Source organism: Vibrio sp. Vb1574 (genome assembly GCF_033338675.1).
The window spans coordinates 23,101-43,085 of sequence record NZ_JAWOTC010000002.1 but is presented as its reverse complement, the minus strand read 5'-3'; the positions used below and the strand labels follow the sequence as shown (position 1 = coordinate 43,085).

At 43.8% G+C, this 19,985-nt stretch carries 18 protein-coding genes and 1 pseudogene; 5 read left to right on the top strand and 14 right to left on the bottom strand.

Annotation, left to right across the window (positions count from 1 at the left end; all coding sequences use genetic code 11):
• Positions 1 to 69: 69 nt before the first annotated feature.
• Complete coding sequence (locus tag R7O12_RS01905) at positions 70 to 1,284, bottom strand: CobW family GTP-binding protein (protein ID WP_132936373.1); 1,215 nt, start codon at positions 1,282 to 1,284, stop codon at positions 70 to 72.
• Positions 1,285 to 1,807: 523 nt separating this feature from the next.
• Complete coding sequence (locus tag R7O12_RS01900; RefSeq protein WP_005375721.1) at positions 1,808 to 3,067, bottom strand: peptidoglycan DD-metalloendopeptidase family protein; 1,260 nt, start codon at positions 3,065 to 3,067, stop codon at positions 1,808 to 1,810.
• Between the two features lie 147 nt (positions 3,068 to 3,214).
• On the opposite strand from R7O12_RS01900, the gene R7O12_RS01895 reads away from it, so the two are divergent.
• The gene (locus tag R7O12_RS01895; protein ID WP_132936372.1) at positions 3,215 to 4,087 is read left to right on the top strand and encodes an aspartoacylase; all 873 of its coding nucleotides are present in this window, start codon (positions 3,215 to 3,217) and stop codon (positions 4,085 to 4,087) included.
• A gap of 207 nt (positions 4,088 to 4,294) precedes the next feature.
• On the opposite strand, the gene R7O12_RS01890 is transcribed toward R7O12_RS01895, so the two are convergent.
• From R7O12_RS01890 to R7O12_RS01865, 6 genes are all read right to left on the bottom strand, one after another.
• Entirely contained in the window at positions 4,295 to 5,308 is a 1,014-nt protein-coding gene (locus tag R7O12_RS01890) for a CobW family GTP-binding protein (RefSeq protein WP_021707804.1), read from the bottom strand.
• Positions 5,298 to 5,858 carry a carbonate dehydratase gene (locus R7O12_RS01885; RefSeq protein WP_017821071.1) on the bottom strand — a complete coding sequence of 187 codons (561 nt, stop codon included), beginning with the start codon at positions 5,856 to 5,858 and terminating at the stop codon, positions 5,298 to 5,300. Before R7O12_RS01885 ends, R7O12_RS01890 begins: the two co-directional genes overlap by 11 nt.
• A gap of 44 nt (positions 5,859 to 5,902) precedes the next feature.
• On the bottom strand, positions 5,903 to 7,237 hold the full coding sequence (locus R7O12_RS01880; RefSeq protein ID WP_269333956.1) for a dihydroorotase: 1,335 nt from the start codon (positions 7,235 to 7,237) through the stop codon (positions 5,903 to 5,905).
• 82 nt (positions 7,238 to 7,319) lie between these two features.
• Entirely contained in the window at positions 7,320 to 7,790 is a 471-nt protein-coding gene (locus R7O12_RS01875; RefSeq protein WP_017821073.1) for a Fur family transcriptional regulator, read from the bottom strand.
• A gap of 4 nt (positions 7,791 to 7,794) precedes the next feature.
• Entirely contained in the window at positions 7,795 to 8,463 is a 669-nt protein-coding gene (locus tag R7O12_RS01870) for a DUF1826 domain-containing protein (RefSeq protein WP_005375711.1), read from the bottom strand.
• A gap of 339 nt (positions 8,464 to 8,802) precedes the next feature.
• Positions 8,803 to 9,597, bottom strand: a complete 795-nt coding sequence (locus tag R7O12_RS01865; protein WP_005375710.1) for an AraC family transcriptional regulator — start codon at positions 9,595 to 9,597, stop codon at positions 8,803 to 8,805.
• 122 nt (positions 9,598 to 9,719) lie between these two features.
• Here R7O12_RS01865 and R7O12_RS01860 point away from each other — a divergent pair, with 122 nt between their 5' ends.
• Positions 9,720 to 10,526, top strand: coding sequence for a sulfite exporter TauE/SafE family protein (locus tag R7O12_RS01860; RefSeq protein ID WP_062730947.1), 807 nt, complete (start codon positions 9,720 to 9,722; stop codon positions 10,524 to 10,526).
• A gap of 123 nt (positions 10,527 to 10,649) precedes the next feature.
• Here R7O12_RS01860 and R7O12_RS01855 read toward each other — a convergent pair whose 3' ends face one another.
• The 4 genes from R7O12_RS01855 to R7O12_RS01840 form a co-directional block, all read right to left on the bottom strand.
• On the bottom strand, positions 10,650 to 11,675 hold the full coding sequence (locus tag R7O12_RS01855) for a hypothetical protein (RefSeq protein ID WP_318125576.1): 1,026 nt from the start codon (positions 11,673 to 11,675) through the stop codon (positions 10,650 to 10,652).
• A gap of 400 nt (positions 11,676 to 12,075) precedes the next feature.
• Positions 12,076 to 12,378, bottom strand: coding sequence for a hypothetical protein (locus R7O12_RS01850; RefSeq protein ID WP_005375707.1), 303 nt, complete (start codon positions 12,376 to 12,378; stop codon positions 12,076 to 12,078).
• 205 nt (positions 12,379 to 12,583) lie between these two features.
• Positions 12,584 to 13,522: an alpha/beta hydrolase gene (locus R7O12_RS01845; protein WP_017635745.1), complete on the bottom strand. Its 939-nt coding sequence runs from the start codon at positions 13,520 to 13,522 to the stop codon at positions 12,584 to 12,586.
• Between the two features lie 72 nt (positions 13,523 to 13,594).
• Positions 13,595 to 14,509 carry an alpha/beta hydrolase gene (locus R7O12_RS01840; RefSeq protein WP_054574368.1) on the bottom strand — a complete coding sequence of 305 codons (915 nt, stop codon included), beginning with the start codon at positions 14,507 to 14,509 and terminating at the stop codon, positions 13,595 to 13,597.
• A gap of 128 nt (positions 14,510 to 14,637) precedes the next feature.
• Between R7O12_RS01840 and R7O12_RS01835 the strand changes: the two genes are divergently transcribed.
• Positions 14,638 to 15,567 carry a LysR family transcriptional regulator gene (locus tag R7O12_RS01835; protein ID WP_062730945.1) on the top strand — a complete coding sequence of 310 codons (930 nt, stop codon included), beginning with the start codon at positions 14,638 to 14,640 and terminating at the stop codon, positions 15,565 to 15,567.
• A 68-nt stretch (positions 15,568 to 15,635) separates the two neighbouring features.
• On the opposite strand, the gene R7O12_RS01830 is transcribed toward R7O12_RS01835, so the two are convergent.
• Positions 15,636 to 16,829 (bottom strand): acetate/propionate family kinase, encoded by a 1,194-nt coding sequence (locus R7O12_RS01830; protein WP_053350660.1) that lies wholly within the window; start codon positions 16,827 to 16,829, stop codon positions 15,636 to 15,638.
• A 468-nt stretch (positions 16,830 to 17,297) separates the two neighbouring features.
• Between R7O12_RS01830 and R7O12_RS27280 the strand changes: the two genes are divergently transcribed.
• Together R7O12_RS27280 and R7O12_RS27275 are read left to right on the top strand one after the other, a co-directional pair.
• Complete coding sequence (locus R7O12_RS27280) at positions 17,298 to 17,528, top strand: hypothetical protein (RefSeq protein WP_224721257.1); 231 nt, start codon at positions 17,298 to 17,300, stop codon at positions 17,526 to 17,528.
• Between the two features lie 71 nt (positions 17,529 to 17,599).
• Positions 17,600 to 17,843 (top strand): annotated as a pseudogene (locus R7O12_RS27275) (EAL domain-containing protein); the annotation flags it as partial.
• Between the two features lie 72 nt (positions 17,844 to 17,915).
• Here the strand turns inward: R7O12_RS27275 and R7O12_RS01820 are convergent.
• Positions 17,916 to 19,847: a DEAD/DEAH box helicase gene (locus tag R7O12_RS01820; protein ID WP_005375680.1), complete on the bottom strand. Its 1,932-nt coding sequence runs from the start codon at positions 19,845 to 19,847 to the stop codon at positions 17,916 to 17,918.
• Positions 19,848 to 19,985: the final 138 nt, after the last annotated feature.

Sequence of the window (19,985 nt, the reverse complement as noted above, 5' to 3'; positions counted from 1 at the left end):
ATTCAGTAAGTCCGTTCTTGGTACAAGCCGAGATTCAAACATGCACCAAGGGAATCCTCACCAGTACATTCAAACTGTCTTCTTCTGGCTCAACTTAGCTATTTTCTTTGGCCAAGGATCTTCAAATGTTGCCCCCTGTTGCCATTGCTCCAATTCCGCATCCGTTAAAAAGCAGTTTTCCAGCGCATCAATAAACACATCGACTTCGTTTTCTTGCCCAATCACCGTTAAGCGACAACGACGATCACCAAAGCGGCTTTCAACACTGTCTATCTTATCTTGCAGGATTTGACGATGTTCCTCAGTGAAGTTTTGCGATTCGTCATTGATTACCGAAGCGCGCCAAAAGCCTGTAATTTCAAGCCCCACATTGCCGCTTGCTTGGCTCCAAAGCAGTGAAACATCGTCTCGAGTTGGAAACCAAAAGAACCCCTTACTGCGGAACACACCTTTAGTTAAATACTGGTGGCAGGTACTCCACAAACGCGCAGGATGAAAAGGTCGATCATCTTTGATCACTTTGGCGACAAGGCTTTGTTCGTCTTTATCAGAGAGATTCAACGGCTCATTCACCGTCTCACGAAGTTCTGCGATTAACTGCTCAACAAGGAAGAAATTGTAGTCTTGCTCACCTTTCAACATGCGGATATCCAAGTTTCCCCATGACGTTTTGATTATCTCGGTGTAAACATTAAGCGGATGAATCCCCTGCGCGATGTTGCGAACGGTATTGTCATCCACTTTGTCCGTCTTGGTGAGCATGACACGGTTTGAGAACATAATTTGCTCTACCAACAAGTTTTCAACGCCGCGAACACCCTGCTTTACGTTCTCTTGCCACTTCGGAATTAAGGCAGAGCCTTGTCGATAGTCATCTCGCAACCAAGTCGCATCCACCAACGTAATCACGTCTTTGAGAGCGAATGGTGCGTTGTTTTTAAAATACTCAACCAAAGGCAAAGGATGACTACTGCCCGACGTTTCAATCACAATCCATTCTGGCCATTTTTCTGCGCAGAGCTTTTTAAGGGCTTTATCGAGCTGCCTTACACCACTCGGGCTGCTGATGCTGTCTCCACTGATCGTGACAAAGTTGCCCTGCTCTTCACTCACCGCATCGGTATTTAAGATAAGCACGCCATCAACGTCTAACTCACTCATGTCATTCACAATAACGGAAAGATCAATACCAGAAGAATAGGCTTGTTGAAGAATGTTGCGTAAAAAAGTGGTTTTCCCTGACCCGAGAAACCCATGCAAAATAGTGACTGGAATTGATGGCATACCTTTGACCTACAAACTCTGAATAAACACATGTTATAACATAACAATTTGATGAGTTATAGAAGGAATCCAATTGCTGTCTTAGACCCAAAGCTTAAGAATCGGTAAAGACCACAGAGACTGATTTTTCAGAACTCGCCTTCGTTTCTCAGCGCGTTTCATCACCAGCAAAGGTCTGACTATTGATAAAAATAATAAGTGGTTACAAAACGACCATTGCTTTGTTTATAAAATTGGAGAAAGATGACAATACAGCGATTTATAGGAGGTGGTGTTATGACTTTAGTTCTTACCGTTCTTATTTTCCTAAGTTGTATTGCGATGCTCGCAATTGGTGTGATGTTTTCACGTAGGCCGATCAAAGGCGGAGATTGTTGCAAAGCGTCCGATGTTGCGGATGTGGACGCACGTAAAAGAAAAAATCGCAGTCATTATTCTTCTAGGAACACATATTGAGACTCACCTATTGCTCCAACCTCATAACACAAAATAGCATAACTGAGCCCTAACAAATTGTCGGGACTCAGTTTTTCGTTTCTACTAGATAATCAAACTCTGATACTCGCGCCAAAAATGAAGGTTTCTGGATGTTAGGAAGCGACTTCGCGATAGGTAAGTCGGCTTTCATTGCATCAACCGGACGATTACGAACTAAAACTTCAAAATGTAAATGTGGTCCGGTTGAACGACCAGTATTCCCAGAGAGGGCTATTTTTTGCCCACGCTTTATAACTTGACCTTTTTTAACCAAGATTTTATTCAAGTGTAGGTAACGAGTTTTGTACACACTGTTATGTTCAATCACTAAATAATTACCGGCATAAGGGTGCTTGCGGACCGCAATTACTTTTCCATCCCCAGTAGAATAAACTGGCGCACCGATTGGTGTCGCGAAATCCGTTCCGTTATGCGGGGTGACTCTTCCCGTCACTGGGTGTTTACGCTTAGGGTTAAACCCAGAGGTGATTCGGCGGTATGCCCTATCGACAGGATAACGGTTAAACGCTCGCTCCAAACTGTTACCAGCTCTATCATAGAACCGTCCATCCTCGGCTAGAAATGCAGCGACTTCGCCCTTCGCTAAGTTAAAAGAAATAGCCTTAATCTCACTATTGCCAGTTTTGTATTCACCTAAATATTGCTGTTTCACTAATATATCGAAACGGTCACCGGCTCTAAGAGATCGCGCAAAATCAATCTTATCTTTCATCACCTGCGTAATATTTGCGACGTGGCCTGATGCCAATCCTACTCGATGTGCCGAGACTGAAAAACTCCCTTTGATTTCTCCCGAAAATAAGGTTTCACGCCATTCCCCTGAAATTTCCTGAAATTCGTAAGAGAAGGAGCCATCGTTTTCTCTAGTGTAGATAGCCTTCTCTACAAGGCTCATATGATAAATTAGTCGACTCAATTGCCCCATGTCATCCATCACTAATTCAAGCTCTTCTCCGGGCTTAATCATATCTAGCTGGAGGTGATCAAGATCAACTGAGAGAATTTGCTGCAAAATACCGTAAGGGAGACCCAATTGAGCGAAGATACCACTGAGCGTATCTCCCACTTTAACTATGTAGTGTATTTGTTTAGGTTTAGGCAACGGAGTCAAACTGCTATCTGAGGGAACCACTATCTTTGATGATGGAGGTGGTGACGAATCACTGCTTTGATTCAGTTGAGTGCTGTGACTATCTTGATTTGGCTCATCCTCTGTAGGTAGAAGCAAAGCGACCGAAAAACAAAACACAGCAACGATTAAAGCAATAAATTTAAACTGACTCATGAGAAACTAAGTATCAATAACAACGATTGTTATGTTATAACATATCTAGGATTGTTTTTACTCAGTTTAGTAAACGTTTATTCAGTTCACTGGATTGGCTAAGAGAAGACCAGTCATTCAACCCATTCTCTTTGAGAAGGCTCAATAATGAACACATTCAATTCAGCACTTATCGTTGCAGGAACACACGGAAACGAACTTTCTGGTATTTATTTACATAAACTAATCAAAGAAAAACGTTACTCTGTCAATAGATCAACCTTTTCAGCCTGCTCGATCATCGCAAACTCCGAAGCAGCAAAACACAACGTCCGATACATCAATACAGACTTAAATCGCGAGTTCTCAGCAATGAATAGCAATCATTGTCCTGATTTGCATGAAAGCAAGATTGCACATCAATTTATCGAGAAATATGCAAACCAAGAAAAACTGTTGATTGTTGACCTGCACAATACAACAAGCAATATGGGAGCGACGTTGATTCTGCTTTCTAACGATGTGTTTTATCGGAAACTGGGCGCGTACGTCAAACAACGAATGCCATCAGCACATGTCCTTTTCGAAGAGCGAAAAGAATGGCAAGAGCAACCTTACCTTTGTACTGCTGGGCAATATGGAATAATGATTGAGGTCGGGGCGCAAGCACATGGTGCGCTAGAGTACAGTACGTTGGAGTTGATGAAACAGATGCTTACCGCAGTATTGGACTATGTTGAAAAGCACAACCTCAACCAAATAGGCTTACTGAGCGATTATGAGGCGTTTTTTTACACCGAAGAAATCAGGGTTCCACTTGATCAAGAGGGTATGCGGCAAGCACTAGTACACCCTACTATTTGTGGCAGAGATTTTGAGGCGGTCAAACCAGGAGCACCTTTATTAGCGACTTTCGCTGGTTATGATATCCATTGGAATGGCAAAGGGGAAATTTACCCGCACTTTATCAATGAGAGCGCCTACAGTACCGCAAATATAGCAATGGCCCTCGCTAAAAAAAGACGTGTTTCTTCCGTGTAACTTAAAGCAAGTAATTAGGCCACGTGTAACGTGGATACCTCACCCCATGAATAAAACTGTGCCTGAACCGCATAGGCAGAAAATACGGGTACTAACCCCACCCTAATACGGCAGCATAAGTGCCCTAAGCGCAGCTTTAAAAGAAACCCCACTAGAATTTTAAGGAGGTAAGACATTATGGTTAAAAGGAGAGTTTTCTCTTTTCTATCATGATGCCTTCTCCAAACATCGAAATAATCTATCTTCAAATTGGTCATCTAGACCGGAAGAGATCAGTTCTAGGCGGCTTTCTGAACACTCGTCTAGTTCAAACTCTGTGAGTCCATCTGATGTTAGATTGTAACCAAAAATACCGCTTCCCGTGATAAAAACCGCTTTCATTCGTTCGACCTTGAGGTCGAGCAGCAATAATCTCAGCTTTTGATGATCGAACACGTTTTCAGCGGATATACGCCAACCGATACTGTAGAAACCTTCCCCCTGATTGGTTGCTTTTAGAATGCCGCTCTCAGGCATAGGCAACTCAGGAACAAGTGACTTTTTCTCTCTTTCACGATAAAGAACAGAGGGCGTTTTTTGCACGTCAATACGAGTCGCTCCCTCACATTCATGAAAAGGGATAGCGCCATGTTCAGCGAAAATCACTTTTGTTTCCCGCAGACCGAGCTTTGCTATATAAGCCGTCAGCTTTTGCTCATCTTCATCTTGATAGAGATCGCGCTTATTACCTACCACTGTATCTGCGATAGTGATTTGCTGGTTAAACGTTTCATGCTCAGTGTACTTAGGATCCGATAGTTTACGTGCATCGACTAAAGTAATGTTTTTTTGCAAAGCGAGAATTTGACGATAATACTCGGTCGATAGCACTTGCAGTACTTCTTTAGGATGACCAAGGCCTGTAGGTTCAATCAACAATCGATCTGGCCTTGCTTCAGACAATAATTGATTTAAGGCGATTTGCATCGGAAGACCTGCTGCACAGCACATACATCCCCCGGGGACCTCTCGAATAAACACTTGGTCTTGTTGTTTTTTTTGGCCTTGTAACAAGCTGCCATCAATACCAACTTCGCCAAATTCATTGACCAATACAGCCCAACGTTCATGACTCGGTTTATGGGTCAATAAGTGCATTATTGCCGATGTTTTCCCCACCCCGAGAAAGCCAGTGATGATGTTAGTCGGCACTCGCGAAATCAGTGGCTTATTAAAGTTCATTGGCAATTCTCCGGTAGCCTTGGACTAGTTCATGGTTGGCAGAAACGACGGATTCGGAAAAAGCTGAATATTCTGGCGGCACTTTAGAGATACTCTCTAAATCAAAACCGACACCAATATTGGTCATCGGTGGTACATGGAAATAAGCGGGTAAATCGAGGCCATCGACGACACAGTTATGACGAATAACACACCTCTCACCGATGACGCTATTGAACACGACGGAGTTGAAGCCAATGAAAACATCATCACAAACCTGGCAAGGACCATGAATAATCGAACGATGAGCAATGGATGAGCGCTCACCAATGGTCACCGCAGCCCCTGCCTTAGAGTGAATTACGACACCATCTTGGATATTGGTGTCACGTTTGATGACGATAGCTTCCATGTCTCCATGGTTATTAACTTCGTCAGCTCGAATAACAGCATAGGGTCCAATAAAAACGTTATCCTCAATAATGACTTTGCCACAGATAATAGCGGTTGGATCGATAAAGGCTGTTGAGGACACCTGTGGCATATGGCCCGTTGGGTTTCTTCTTAACATAATGCTTCCAGTTTGTTTATGGCTCTTTTTTTACGGTCAGCGACTTAACGATTGAAGGATAAACGCATCGCTCCAGCTGGTTTATCGATGACTTTGTTATTGTCATAAACTAGCGCGCCATTGACCCAAGTCTTTTGAATTTGAGCTGAAAATTCATGTCCAGCAAAAGGCGACCAACCACAATGATATAAACTGTTTTCGTTGCTAACTCGTGTTGGGGTATGAGCATCAACCAACACCAAATCGGCGTAGTAACCTTCACGGATAAAACCTCGGCCTTGAATGCCATAGCGAATGGCCGGGTTGTGCGCAGTTTTTTCGACTACTTGAGTCAAACTCATATGACCTAAACGGACATGCTCGAAGAGAGTAAGTAACGCATGCTGAACTAACGGCAGTCCGGCTGGAGCCTGCTCGTAAGGCACTTGTTTTTCTTGCCAAGTGTGAGGAGCGTGGTCTGTTGCAATGATATCTATTTGCCCCGTATTTAACGCTTTTAACAACGCATCGCGGTCACTAGGAAACTTGATTGAAGGATTACATTTGATCAAGTTACCAAGAGCGCCATAATCTTTGTTGCTGAACCAAAGATGGTGAACACAAGCCTCCGCGGTGATTGATTTGTCTCGAATGTCTCTCTCGTCAAAAAGTGCTAGCTCCTTCGCCGTTGTGATGTGCAGCACATGCAGTTGGCTGTGATACTTTTTGGCAAGTTCTACCGCATAAGAAGATGAAGCGTAACAGGCCTCTTCGTCACGCAAAATGGGATGGTCTTCGATAGTGAAACCTAGCTTCTTAAGCCTTTGCTTTTGCTGGTTTTGTTTAATAACAGTCCCACTTTCACAATGAGTAACAATGAGTACTGGAGAGTCACGAAAAATTGACTCTAACGCTTGCGGATCTTCGACTAACAAATTTCCTGTTGATGCCCCCATAAATACTTTCACACCACAATGTTGTTTGGGGTTAAGTTGTTTAATCTGTTCAAGATTGTCTTCGGTTGCACCGAGGTAGAAAGAATAATTCGCAAACGAGCTTTCTTTAGCGAGAGCGAACTTGCGCTCTAACGAGTCAATAGTCGTTGTAGCCGGACTAACATTGGGCATTTCCATGTAGCTTGTAATACCGCCGGCCACCGCTGCCCGCGACTCACTTGCAATTGTGCCTTTATGTGTCAGCCCAGGTTCTCGGAAATGCACTTGATCGTCAATCATGCCTGGCAGTAAGTAAGCCCCTTTAGCATCAATTACAATATCTCCGTGTTGTACGGATATATTAGTAGCAATCTTGTCAATTCTTTGATCAACAATACGTAAATCTGTTTCGGTAATGGCTCTTTCGTTGACCACCCGAGCGTTTTTAATCAATGTTGCTGACATAATTCATTCTTTTAGATAATTTGAAAAGGTGGCCAATACTCGGTCACCTTGTGAAGCTATAAGGGGAGATCGTGTGTCTGCCTCATAGGGGGCGGTTTGCGCATTCATCGCAAACACAGGAAATCTCAAATTGTGGGCTAAGAACGGTGAAGCCTTCTTGTATGGCTTTCGCACATACGCTAGAAATAACATTGGCTTCAACCGCTATTTCACTAACCTTTCCACACTGAGAGCAAATCAAAAACTGTGGAACGCCATGCTCCTGATCGCACGCGATTTGAGAACAAACGACGTATTTACTAGATGTATTGAGCTTATGGACAAAGTGCTCTGCTTCAAGGAAATCGAGTATTCGATAAACCGACATCGCTTGAATGTTTTGAGAAAAGTTGTGATTGCAGTAGTCAACTAGTTCGTAGGCAGAAAGCGGCTTCTCCGCATATAGCAGTGAAGTCAGTATCAATTTCCGTTTAGTAGTGAGTTGTTTACCTCGCAGCAGGCAGATTTTCTCTACCTGCTTCATGACGTCATCTACCGTTTTGAGCTTTCTCATATCTCTAGATGAAATCCAATGTGAGTAGTAAGCGACGTTCATTGTCTGCAACATGTGGAGAGCGATGTATAAGTCCAGTGGCTTCATTGCCTTCCCAACCACTTCCTTTGAGCAGGGCAACATCGCCAGGCTGCATTCGTCGTATGGCACTTTCAGAGTCGTATAAGCCCGATAGGTGATCAGGTTGACCAAGACTACCGGCACCGAGTTTAGTGCGATCAATGGTATCGTTGGTTAACCATTCGGTCGCTCGGCCGGTATAAGTTATGACAAGTCTGCAAGGCACACGATCAAAGTGAAATTTCGGGCACATCGGGCTGTCTAGGCGAGTTAGCCTCAAACCTGCTTCTTTAACCTCAAACAAACAGCAGAACATATCGACGATTAAAGCAACATCTTCACTCAGCGCATCAGCACACGCATAGCCCTTTAACTTGCTTCGTACCCATTGTGCAGCATCATCTGGCGTGACACTTTGTACCAGTGCCAATCTAGGCTCCTGTGCCAGCATCAGATTAATGTCCTTCGTCAACTCTTTCGAGAGCGTTCGCTGCCATATGGCAATATTGTGCTCTGGTTTGTAGATGTCGCTAAGTATGTTCGCTGATGTCGATATCGCCAACGATGATGTTGTTTGGACACGAAGCGGGTTCTCAACTACATCAATGCTCATATATCTTCCTCCCAAGCGTTAAAAAGGTCAGGTAAAGGTTTTAATAACGTTGATTTTCTAGGGCTATGAGACCTAGTAATCGTTACGATTTCGCTCTAGTTCACGGACATATTGACACAGTCCCACCCCATGTAGAGTCAAGTCAGACAACGCTTGTGAAGAAATCAACGTTTACTCTCTCTCAATAGGAGACTACTGGTTGTGAGATCAATTCTTTAAACAACAAATTGTAGAGCCCCAAACAAAGCAATGTTATAACATAACAATTAATCTTTTCAATATTTACCTTTTTTGATTAAAAATAATTAGGGGAACATCATGAGCATGCGAGCACGGAAATTATATTCCGCGATTAGAAAAGTAACGCGTAGGTGAATCGCCATAGACCCGACGAAACATCGCGATAAAGTTGCTGGGCGTCGAATAACCCAAAGCATGTGCAACCGCTCCTACAGATTCCCCTCGAGCTATCATTTCTAATGAATGTATTAGCAGTACTTGTTGCCGCCATTCATTAAAACTCATGTTTAACTCACTTCGAATCAATCGTCTTAACGTCCGAGATGAGACTGCCCCAATATTGGCCCAATGCTCCACAGAATGTTTGCTGTTTGGGTCTATTAAAATTGCTTGAGTAACTTTTTGCAGTCTCGGATCTCTGGGCAGCGGGATGTGGAGTGACTCATGAGGGCTATTGACGATTTCATCGGATATTACGGCAAGAATACGTAAAGACTGTATGGATAGATCGTCTGTTTTGCTCCATATCGATGCTCTAACCGATAGGGCTTTCAACACATCGCTCATTTGGATAACACAAGGTCTCATTGGAAACCGCTCACAACTCTCTGGAGTAAACAGTAATGAACGACCTTTCAGAGAACCACAAAAATAAACACTGTGCATCGCACCCGGGGGGATCCAACCAGCTCGGTGAGGTGGTAGTATCCACGTTCCTTCATCGGTTTTGACCTGAATTAGCCCTTCATCTATACACAGTAACTGGCCTCGATGATGACTGTGCCAATTATGTGGCCGTTGATCCAAATGGTTGAAGTCGCTCCTTTCATGCTGCCACTCCTTAACGATCAGTGCGGCGCCATTTTTCCATTCGCTGTAATCAGAGTTTGTCACTTTATTTACTCAATTCCATTTTGGCCATTATTCATTATTTTCTGTCCTCTTAACGTTACCATAGCAAGTTAGCGTTCGAGTAACATTTTAGCAACGACCATTTTATCGAAGGCAGAACCATCATGAACGAACCTATCTTTATTATCTATTACATTACGGCAGGCTTGGGCATTGGCTTTCTCGCAGGACTCGTTGGTGTGGGTGGTGGTGGAATGGCCGTCCCTATTTTTGCGTTTCTATTTTCACTACAGGGAATAGCTGATACGGAAGTAGTGCATCTTGCGTTGGGGACATCAATGGCTTCGATGATTGTTACAACATTGGGCAGCATGCGCGCTCACTACAAAAAAGAGAATGTAGACTCGACAATGGTAGTAAAAATGTTGAGCGGAGTTCTAGTCGGAACATTTTGCGCCACATTCGTAGCATCGTATCTACAAGGAGTCTATCTGGCAGGCTTTTTCAGCGTATTCATGTTGTATGTTGCTTATAAGATGTTTCTCAACACTGAAAATGAGTACAACCCTAACCCACATGGGGCTATCGGTAATATCACTGTAGGCTCGGTCATTGGCTCTGTATCAGCACTTGTCTCTATAAGCGGTGCGGGGTTGATCATCCCCTATCTTGTCCAGCAAAATTTTGAAGTAAAACGTGCTATTGGAACCTCTGCTGCGATAGGTTTCCCTATCGCGCTGTCAGGAAGCCTCGGTTACATGTTAAACGGATGGGAAAATACAGATTGGAACAACTTAGTCTTAGGATACATATACCTTCCTGCAATGCTCAGCTTCTCCATTAGTAGCTACTTAACTACTAGCCTCGGCGTGCGTTGTGCAGAGTATTTCCCAAATAAAGTTCTTAAGAAAATCGTTGGTATTTTGTGTGTTCTTCTAAGTTTCAAAATGTTGGTACAAGTACTTAGTTAGAGCAAATAACACGGTCACTAGTAGGCCTTGCACTATGGTGAAAGGATAAGCCTGCAAAAACTTACTTCTCGCTTTGCTGGTCCAAGCACACAATGTGTAAGAAAGCTCCTCATTGTTGCACTCTTATGACTTTGTTAACCTGGCCAGAATTACATCCAAAATGTGCTGATGATTGTCCTTTCTGGAAACCTCGTCACGCTCCTGGCAAAGTGCTTCCTCCCCTTCTGATGCGAGAATTTTAATGCCACGCTCAGTACATTCTGCGAACGCACTAAACTGACTCGCACTGGGGATCTCTTGAAATGTTACATTGGGAAGAGCAACAAGTGATTCGGCTGGTGTCAGTGCGGGATATAGCCGATCAGAGAGCGCCACCACGGTGATAGCATTGTTCATCAAGGCCAGAGTTTCAGGGACAAAAGTTTTCGTTAGCTCAGGGTTGATAACGACGACCGATTTCAGTTTGTTTTCAGACTGAAATCGGGGAAATTTTTGATCCGGGATGCTGGTAATATCAACGTTATTTTCACGTAACCAATGACAGTCTACATTGGTGGCGTTGTGACACGATGTTCGATATTTCTCCGGGCTTATTTGCGCTCCGGAGAGCATCAGCATAGATGTGCCGCCCAGAAAAAAGCCGACCCCCTGCACTGCATCAGTATCTACGCCTCCGGACAGTATCCCGACCGAACTTAATTCGTTCAGCCCAAGCACCAAATCACTGGTTCTGAATGTGATTTCATCGACAGCCATTTCTGCATTGATTTCGTTCGGTGCAGGAGGCTTTGGTACCACAACGACATAACCTTGTTGCGCCAGGCTCGAGGCTATCCAACCACTGTGGGAAAACGCTGACCGTGTTCCGCCCTGCGACAAAAGCACAACGGGAAATTTTCCACTTGCTAAAGGGGCATCTAACTGCGTTTCGACTGATTTAAAAATGTTCCCCCTACCAAACGTGAAATTGTTTTTTTCGTTCGTTGTGGGATACCAATAATAGACTTCTACTGGCTTATCTCTGTCTTCACTGAATCCCGTTTTGATTGTTAGCGCAGAATGGTATTTCGGCTCATTCGTACTGGCGCTGGCACTGACACTGACACACAATGTAGCGAGTAGAAACGACATTATTATTTTGGTTTTCATTTTTCCCTCAGTCGGTCAACACATTATTCTGCACGGCATCTAGAAAAATAACGCGCAGGAGATTCTCCATATATTTTGCGAAACACAGCAATTAAGCTATTCATAGTCGAGGTAACCAAAAGAAAATGATAGACCGCTCCAGCTAGAGCCTTTCTTTTCAATAATTTTCTGCGGATATCCACCATGCAGAAGTTCGTACTTTACTCATTGTAAACGACTAATCATTGCCTCTTAAGGCAACATTAGAAAACCAACCGTATTCACAATCCATAACTCCATAACTCATAGTTACACCGATGTATATCTAAGTGAGCCGAAGCTTCATTGCCCATCCAGTGCCCTTTGCATTTTTATAGCAAGGTAGCCAAGCACCATTTTATTACGGACCATTGCTGCGCGGCTAATGCTTTTGTTTTGTATCGTAACTGATTTGCTTACTGACGTTCTTTAGTTGCACTCCTACCTTATTAAATGCCTTTTGAATAGTTGTGGAAACATGCTGGCGGCCCTCTCCTTCAAAAAAGTTAGCTCGATCTTGCTTCGTTTCGAATACACAGACTATTTCTAAACTTTGTGGAAAAGAAGAGAATTTGACGGTATGAGTCACCCAAAGAAAGCCATCGTAGCCTTTTAGCGTATCTTCACAAACTTCGGTCAACACTTCTCTAATTAGATTCTCGACCTTCTTATCTGATTTGCGCATGAATTAAACTGCCTTCCTATCTAACGCCTTTAATTAGGTCTCAGTCTACATTGTCTTAAACAGTATTTGGCAGTGGTATTTAGTCAATAGCCTGTAGATGAGGTTATTCGCACGAAGATTTACCGACCTACTCGCTTCGAACTACATCTTACGCTGTTAAAAATAAGCGCTTTGCAACTCTACAAAACGCTTCTAACTTATTAGATTATTTTAAGTGTGTTTCAAGGAATGCAGAAACCTTGTCCATTGCAATGCCGACTGCTTCTGGATGGTCATACAGTTCATAGTGAGACCAATTTTCCAAATTAACCAGCTGTCGGTCTTTTGATTGAACAGAGCGGCCATAAATTTCCTGCCCATCACGATAAGCACCAAACGCCCCGACTTTTTGCCCTACCACGGCCATAACAGGCTGAGTCAATAACGTTTCGGCAAATGCAAAGGCATCCCAGCTCAGTGTTTTCTGTGCATGTGAAAACAGCATACGAGTTGCACCACCTTCGGTTTGTCCACGTGATGTTTTGTAGTATTCAGTAGCTTCGAACACGTCTCGTTCTGTTAATCCATTTTCTTTTGCAAATTCAATATTTGGAGGAAGAAGTTCATCGATTTTCAGCTCTGAGCCGCGAGCTTCGGCTGTTCTCTGTGCAGCCATAGCTTCAAGATTGGCGATAGGGTCGTACATACTAAAGCCTTCACGGAACAAGCGGCCTAAGTTAACAGGCGTAATACCTACGACAGCTTTCAAGCGCTTTTCGGTTAGGGCTGAATTGATCATGTAACCACCACCGCCGCAGATACCGAGTCCACCAATTCTATTCTCATCGACATATGGTAAAGTTACTGCATAGTCGATAACGCGACTGATATCTTCAACACGTTGACTTGGGTCTTCTACGTAGCGAGGCAATCCTCCCGATTCTCCTTGGAAGCTCGCGTCAAATGCGATCACGACGTAACCTAACTCAGCAAGGGCTTTACCATAGACAGCGCTGGATGTTTGTTCTTTACAACTACCAAAAGGATGAACACTTATCATTGTTGGGTAGCGTTTCGATTCATTGAAGCCTTCTGGGAATAAAATTAATGCAGACATATCCCAAGACATATCAGCATTTCTAAAAGTGATTTTTTGCATATTCATAATCAATACCTTAAGAGTAAAAAGCCTTGAGAGCAGAAAGGCTCGAAGCAATTGAGCCTTTCATCGGGAATATTAAAGAGTGCGTTGGAAGAAAGATGCGAGTTGGGATACTGCGTCATCGACGTATTCGGCAACATCATAAAGCGACATATGGTTTGCACCATCAATGGCATACAAGGTTTTATCTGAACTCGCAGCACGTTCTATCAGGTCATCACTCATCCATTTGCTGCCTGCGTCACTACCAACGACAGCAAGAATTGGCTGAGTTAGGAATGCTTCCGCTTTGTGGTACGAATCGTAAGTAATGATCTGATTTAAGTTACGAGTTAGAGCAAAACCCGGCGCATTTGGATGTTCACAACGTGGTGTGTGGTAATACTCCCAAGCTTCGCGTAGTTCTGCATTTGAGGCATCTTCTTCACGCATCGGAGCTAGAGGAATAGTCGCGAATTCTGTACCATTCGTGTCGGTTGTGCGAGCATTCGAACCAAATTCTAAGTAACCAACAGCGTCAGCATCGTTAACCGAATTATCCCAACCATTACGGAACATTTGGCCAATGTTTACGGCACTAACCATACCCAGTGCTTTGATTCGACGATCATTGATCGCTGCATTTGCACTATAGCCCGCACCAGCACAAATCCCCATTGCGCCAATTTTATCGTTATCGACGTACTCTAACGTTGTCAGATAGTCGACGACTGCGCTCACGTCTTCAGTACTCGTGTAAGGGTTTTCCATTTGGCGAGGCTCACCTGTACTTTCACCTTGATACGAACGGTCAAACGCAATGGCAATTATGCCGCTTTTTGCAAGTTTACTCGCATATAGGCCTGCGGTTTGCTCTTTTACGCCACCACCTGGGTGTGAAACAACAACCGCCGCATATTGTTTACTTGCATCAAAATCTGTAGGGAAGTTGATAACCGCTGAAATCTCAATACCTTGACCATTGAGATTTTTGAAAGTGACTTTAGACATAGCGACATTCTCCATTAGAGGTTAACTGTTCATCTCAGGCTGACCTAAGCTTCGATGTAATATTAGTCAACACACTGTTTCGGATAAATATCGTTTTATCTACATGACTGTTTAGTTATACTTAACAAATGAGAATAGAACCTTCTTTAATTTCATCACTGACGTGGTTTGCACATATTGCTCGCCATCGCAGTTTCACTAAAGCAGCCTTAGAAATGGGGGTAACCCGTGCTGCCTTATCACAACACCTAAAAGCGTTAGAACAACAGCTACAAGTTCGGTTAATTAATCGAACCACCAGAAGTATGTCGCTGACGGAAGAAGGCCAACGTCTGCTTGATATTTTGCAACCTTCATTGGTGAACATTGAGCAGGTCGTTAACGAATTGAACGACTCTCATCTTGAGCCTTCGGGATTAATCCGTATCAGTGTATCAAGAACCGCTGCTCGGCTGCTTATTGAGCCCTATCTAGGTGAGTTCCTCTCTCGTTATCCTAAAATACGCCTAGAGCTAATCATGGATGATGGGTTTTCTAACATCGTCGCAGAAGGCGTTGACGCTGGCATTCGCTTAGGATTAAGCTTAGATGAACATATGGTTGCGATCCCTATTACTCCGCCGTTAACAACGGCAATAGTGAGCTCTCCTGAATACTTTAGGCAAAATGGACTACCTCAAACTCCTGAGGATTTAGAAGATCACAATTGCCTTGCTTATCGTTTTACCTCTAGCGGAACAATTGATCATTGGTCGCTAACCTCTCCAGATGTTGCAAAGCGCACCCTCGTTTTCGAGCCTAAAGGTAATGCTATTTTTAATGATGACTATAGTATGTTACAAGCTGCAATACAGGGTGTGGGTTTAGTGAAGCATATTGATTTATGGGTGGAAAAGCACATAGATGAGGGAAGATTGACCCGAGTTCTGACACCTTGGTGCAAAGAGTTTCCAGGGTTTTATTTATATATGCCTTCACGAGAGCATATGCCGAAAAAAATCCGCGTCTTGATGGATTTTTTAATCGAAAAGCGCGAAGCTCTGAAACTCAAAGAGTAATTACCAAATTGCTTTAAATAAAAAAGCGAGCACGAGGCTCGCTTTTAACTTTCTGTTTTCGTTATATATTACAATAGCTCAACCGATTGTTTAGCTATCACAAATTCCTCGTTAGTAGGAATAACAAGAGCTTTGGCACCTAACAACTCAGATGCTGCAATAACACCTGCGTTACCAAATCTTGCATCTTCGTTACCTTTCTCATCTTCAACAAAACCTAACAGTTTTAGGTTTTTCAAGATTTCACGACGAATTGGTAGTGAGTTTTCACCAATACCACCAGTGAAGATGATGCCGTCTAATGAATCCAGAGCCGCGAGGTAGGATGTAATGTATTTCGCAACGCGGTAAGTGAAGATCTCAAATGCCAACTTCGCACGTGAATTCCCCGCTTCCATTGCTTCTAGTACGCCACGAGCATCACTTGTCACACCAGATACACCTAAGAAACCTGACTTCTTGTTCATCATCTCGAACACTTCGTCTTTTTCCCAGCCTTTACGGAAAAGGAACTCGATAACACTTGGGTCGAGGTCACCACAGCGAGTGCCCATCATTAGGCCAGCTAACGGCGTCAAACCCATACTTGTATCAACACATTCGCCATTTTTAACCGCACTCACTGATGCACCGTTACCTAAGTGCACAGTGATAAAGCTGCTTTCTTCAACCGGCTTATCTAGCATTTTCGCTGCTTCACGGCTTACGTAGTAGTGGCTTGTACCGTGAGCACCGTAACGACGCACTTTATGCTCTTCGTAAAGCTCGTAAGGAAGTGCGTACATAAAGGCTTTGGCTGGCATTGTTTGGTGGAAAGCAGTGTCAAATACAGCAAATTGAGGCAGTGAAGGGAACGCCGCCATTGCCGCTCTCATGCCTTCAGCGTTCGCTTTGTTATGAAGTGGTGCAAGTTCAGCAAGGCGCTCTACTTCTTGAATAACTGTTTCATCAACTTTCACAGTTCCTTTAAAGGTTTCACCGCCTGCGACAATGCGATGGCCTACAGCGACAAATTTTGAGCTCAAACCTAGAGTTTCGAGTAGTTTTACCACTCGCTCAACAGCGTACTGATGATGGTTACCGCCAGCTGGAATTGCTTCAACGGTTTTTTCTCCCTGATATTTCCAACTGATTTCAGCTTCAGGTAGGCCAAAACACTCACCAATACCTGATACCAAAGCTTCACCGGTTTCAGAATCAATAACAGCAAATTTTAATGAAGAGCTACCAGAGTTGATCACCAGTACAAACGAATTAGACATGAAATAGTTATCCTGTTGTAGAGCAGAGGTTGTAATAGCGCTTGTGCGCTGCGTACTTCTTGTTTGCCCCTCTATTATTCAATAATTTTTTAATCTTTCAACAATCTTTTAGTAAAAGCGATTTGATTGAACAAATTTTGTTGATCTGTAGCAAGTTTTGATTTTATTTGAAGACTAAAAAATATCACTTGTTAAACATAATTTATGAATAGGTCAATTTGTACAAAGTCAGATATATAAGCTACGTTGTTTATTGGGTGAACAAAAATAACAAACCAATCAATAAATCGGGGTAATAATGTGCCCACTATTGCATTTCTATTAGTGATCTTAGGTTTGATTTTGCTCTGCTGGGGATGGCAGATGACAAAAAACATCTGCTCGAAAACTGACGTAACCGGGTGGACTTTCCTATTATTGTTAATCAGCTGTTTCATTTTTGCTTATGCCGTTTTTTTGCACGCTATCATGCAAAAACCTATTACTTCTCTCTTAGAAACGGGGGTTTCTCTTATACTTTTTGGCGGCAGTATCTTTGTCGTGCTGGTGATTAAGTGGAGCAACGATTCGATATTAAAGCTTCATACTGTTGCTGAAAGAGAGAAGCGCAATGCCGTCCATGACGCTCTTACTGGGCTCCCTTATCGTAAATACTACTTTGAGTCTATCGAAGACATGACACAACCTGAAGGCCAATGACTGATTCAAATTATGAGATAACCTCAAAAACGTCGAAAGATTGATAATACGTTTCAAGGTAAGCTGGTTAATTTCTTTTCACAGCAAGCCGCACTGAAGGCTCCCGCTCTATCGTTGAGAACACGATTGCGCTAGCACATGGATTAGGGTATTCGGTCGTAGCAGAAGGCGTTCAAGACATGGACACACTGCATTTTTTGAGAAGTCGAGGCTGTGACATCATTCAGGGTTACTTGTTCTGCCCTGCCCTTAGACGAAGTAATAAGTTGGGTAAACAAACACGATGAAAAGCAAAACCGTATTAGACGCGCATAAAAAAGCCGAGCGCTTTGCTCGGCTTTCAATTCTTTTTGTAGCAACTTAAACCGTCGCTTTAATCACTCGTGATTATGCGTCTGTACGACGGCCACGACCGTGACCACGTTCACCACGATGTGCACCACGGTGATCACCACCACGGTTGCGATCGAAACGACGTTCGCCACCTTCACGATTACCATCGCGGTTGCCGTCACGGTTACCACGGAAACCACCTTCGCGACGACCGCCTTCACGACGATCACCACCACGATTGCCGCCTTCGCGGTTGCCACGGTAACCACCGCCATCACGACGACCACCATCGCGACGACCACCGTCACGGCGACCACCACGAGACTCGCGGAAATCATCGAAATCACATACTACAGCACCAACATCTTGTTGACGGATACGTAGTTTGCTTAGCTTGTTCGCCGCGTCTGAAGTCATTGCTTTAGGTAGCTGTACGAATGTGTGACCTTGAGCTAGCTTGATCGCACCGATAGAACCTTTACCTAGACCTAGTTCGTTTGCTAGAGCGCCAACGATGTCTTTAACTTGAACGCCTTGCTCACGACCAACTTGAAGCTGGTAAGTATCCCAGTCTTGGTTGTTGAAGTTACGACCGCCGTCGCGACCACCTTCACGGCGCTCTTTACGACGTTGCTTGTCACGCTCAATTGCTTCAACCATTGGGTCTTCGCCAATGTAGAACAGAGGACGTTTGCCTTGCTGACGCTTAAGAAGCATAGCAGCAAGTGTTGCTGGGTCGATGTCTAGAGAAGTTTGTAGTTTCTCTACCAGCTCAGCAAATTTGTCTAGTGCTTTGTGCTCTTTCTCTGCTTCAAGCTCAGCGCCTAGCTTAGCTAGACGAGCTTCAGCAACTTGGTCACGTAGAGGAAGTTGGATTTCTTCCATAGATGACTTAGTTACACGCTCGATAGTGCGAAGCATACGAATTTGGTTAGTGCGAACTAGAAGGATCGCTTTACCCTTACGTCCAGCACGGCCAGTACGACCGATACGGTGGATGTATGACTCAACATCAAATGGGATGTCGTAGTTAAATACGTGCGTAATACGTGGAACGTCAAGACCACGAGCTACAACATCAGTTGCAACTAGGATGTCAATAACACCTTGTTTGATGTGATCAACAGTACGTTCACGTAGAGACTGAGGAATGTCACCGTGCAGTGCAGCTGCTTTGAAGCCACGTGCAGATAGCCAGTCAGCCAGACGCTCAGTATCTTGACGAGTACGTACGAATACGATTGACGCGTCAGTTTCTTCAGTTTCAAGAAGACGAGACATCGCTTCATCTTTCTCTACACCTTTCACTACCCAGAACTGTTGTTGAACTTTGTCTACAGTGTGGTTTTTACCAGCAACGTCAACCGTTACAGGGTCACGAAGGAAGCGTTCAACGATCTTCTTCAGCATTGGAGGCATAGTTGCAGAAAACAGAACGCGTTGTGCTGACTCTGGAGCGTGCTCCATGATCGCAGTTACGTCATCTACGAAACCCATGTTTAGCATTTCGTCTGCTTCATCAAGAACGAAAGTACTAACTTCGTCTAGGTGTAGACGTTCGCGATTGATAAGATCTTGAACACGGCCTGGAGTACCGACAACTACATGAGCGCCACTTTTAAGAGCACGCATTTGGTCGACAATAGATGCGCCACCGTAAATCTCTAGAACTTTCAAACCTTTGATATTTTTACCAAGGTTTTTCATTTCCGCTGCAACCTGAATTGCCAGCTCACGAGTCGGAGCAAGTACAATCGCTTGCGGTTTGCGTTGGTTTAGATCGAGTTTGTTGAGAAGAGGCAGAGAGAACGCTGCTGTTTTACCTGTACCTGTTTGAGCTTTACCCAGCGCGTCAGCACCTTCCAATAGGTGTGGGATTGCCGCAGCCTGAATTGGAGTTGGTGACACGAAACCCATTCCGTCTAGAGCAGAAAGGATAGAATCATTCAGAGATAAATCACTGAATTGAATAACAGAATCTTGCATTGGGATCCTACTTAATTAAACAAAAAAACAGTCCCATATGCTCTTCCAATTCGATACTGATCCATCCAGATACTGATTCCATTCAGACGGGAACACAGCACAGTACACAACCGCGATAAGCCATTAGGGACGACTAAG

Excerpts from the sequence above, each read along its gene's own strand:
- R7O12_RS01905 (WP_132936373.1), bottom strand. The coding sequence starts at position 1,284 with ATGCCATCAATTCCAGTCACTATTTTGCATGGGTTTCTCGGGTCAGGG.
- R7O12_RS01900 (WP_005375721.1), bottom strand. The coding sequence starts at position 3,067 with ATGAGTCAGTTTAAATTTATTGCTTTAATCGTTGCTGTGTTTTGTTTT.
- R7O12_RS01895 (WP_132936372.1), top strand. The coding sequence starts at position 3,215 with ATGAACACATTCAATTCAGCACTTATCGTTGCAGGAACACACGGAAAC.
- R7O12_RS01890 (WP_021707804.1), bottom strand. The coding sequence starts at position 5,308 with ATGAACTTTAATAAGCCACTGATTTCGCGAGTGCCGACTAACATCATC.
- R7O12_RS01885 (WP_017821071.1), bottom strand. The coding sequence starts at position 5,858 with ATGTTAAGAAGAAACCCAACGGGCCATATGCCACAGGTGTCCTCAACA.
- R7O12_RS01880 (WP_269333956.1), bottom strand. The coding sequence starts at position 7,237 with ATGTCAGCAACATTGATTAAAAACGCTCGGGTGGTCAACGAAAGAGCC.
- R7O12_RS01875 (WP_017821073.1), bottom strand. The coding sequence starts at position 7,790 with ATGAGAAAGCTCAAAACGGTAGATGACGTCATGAAGCAGGTAGAGAAA.
- R7O12_RS01870 (WP_005375711.1), bottom strand. The coding sequence starts at position 8,463 with ATGAGCATTGATGTAGTTGAGAACCCGCTTCGTGTCCAAACAACATCA.
- R7O12_RS01860 (WP_062730947.1), top strand. The coding sequence starts at position 9,720 with ATGAACGAACCTATCTTTATTATCTATTACATTACGGCAGGCTTGGGC.
- R7O12_RS01855 (WP_318125576.1), bottom strand. The coding sequence starts at position 11,675 with ATGAAAACCAAAATAATAATGTCGTTTCTACTCGCTACATTGTGTGTC.
- R7O12_RS01850 (WP_005375707.1), bottom strand. The coding sequence starts at position 12,378 with ATGCGCAAATCAGATAAGAAGGTCGAGAATCTAATTAGAGAAGTGTTG.
- R7O12_RS01845 (WP_017635745.1), bottom strand. The coding sequence starts at position 13,522 with ATGAATATGCAAAAAATCACTTTTAGAAATGCTGATATGTCTTGGGAT.
- R7O12_RS01840 (WP_054574368.1), bottom strand. The coding sequence starts at position 14,509 with ATGTCTAAAGTCACTTTCAAAAATCTCAATGGTCAAGGTATTGAGATT.
- R7O12_RS01835 (WP_062730945.1), top strand. The coding sequence starts at position 14,638 with ATGAGAATAGAACCTTCTTTAATTTCATCACTGACGTGGTTTGCACAT.
- R7O12_RS01830 (WP_053350660.1), bottom strand. The coding sequence starts at position 16,829 with ATGTCTAATTCGTTTGTACTGGTGATCAACTCTGGTAGCTCTTCATTA.
- R7O12_RS27280 (WP_224721257.1), top strand. The coding sequence starts at position 17,298 with ATGCAAAAACCTATTACTTCTCTCTTAGAAACGGGGGTTTCTCTTATA.
- R7O12_RS01820 (WP_005375680.1), bottom strand. The coding sequence starts at position 19,847 with ATGCAAGATTCTGTTATTCAATTCAGTGATTTATCTCTGAATGATTCT.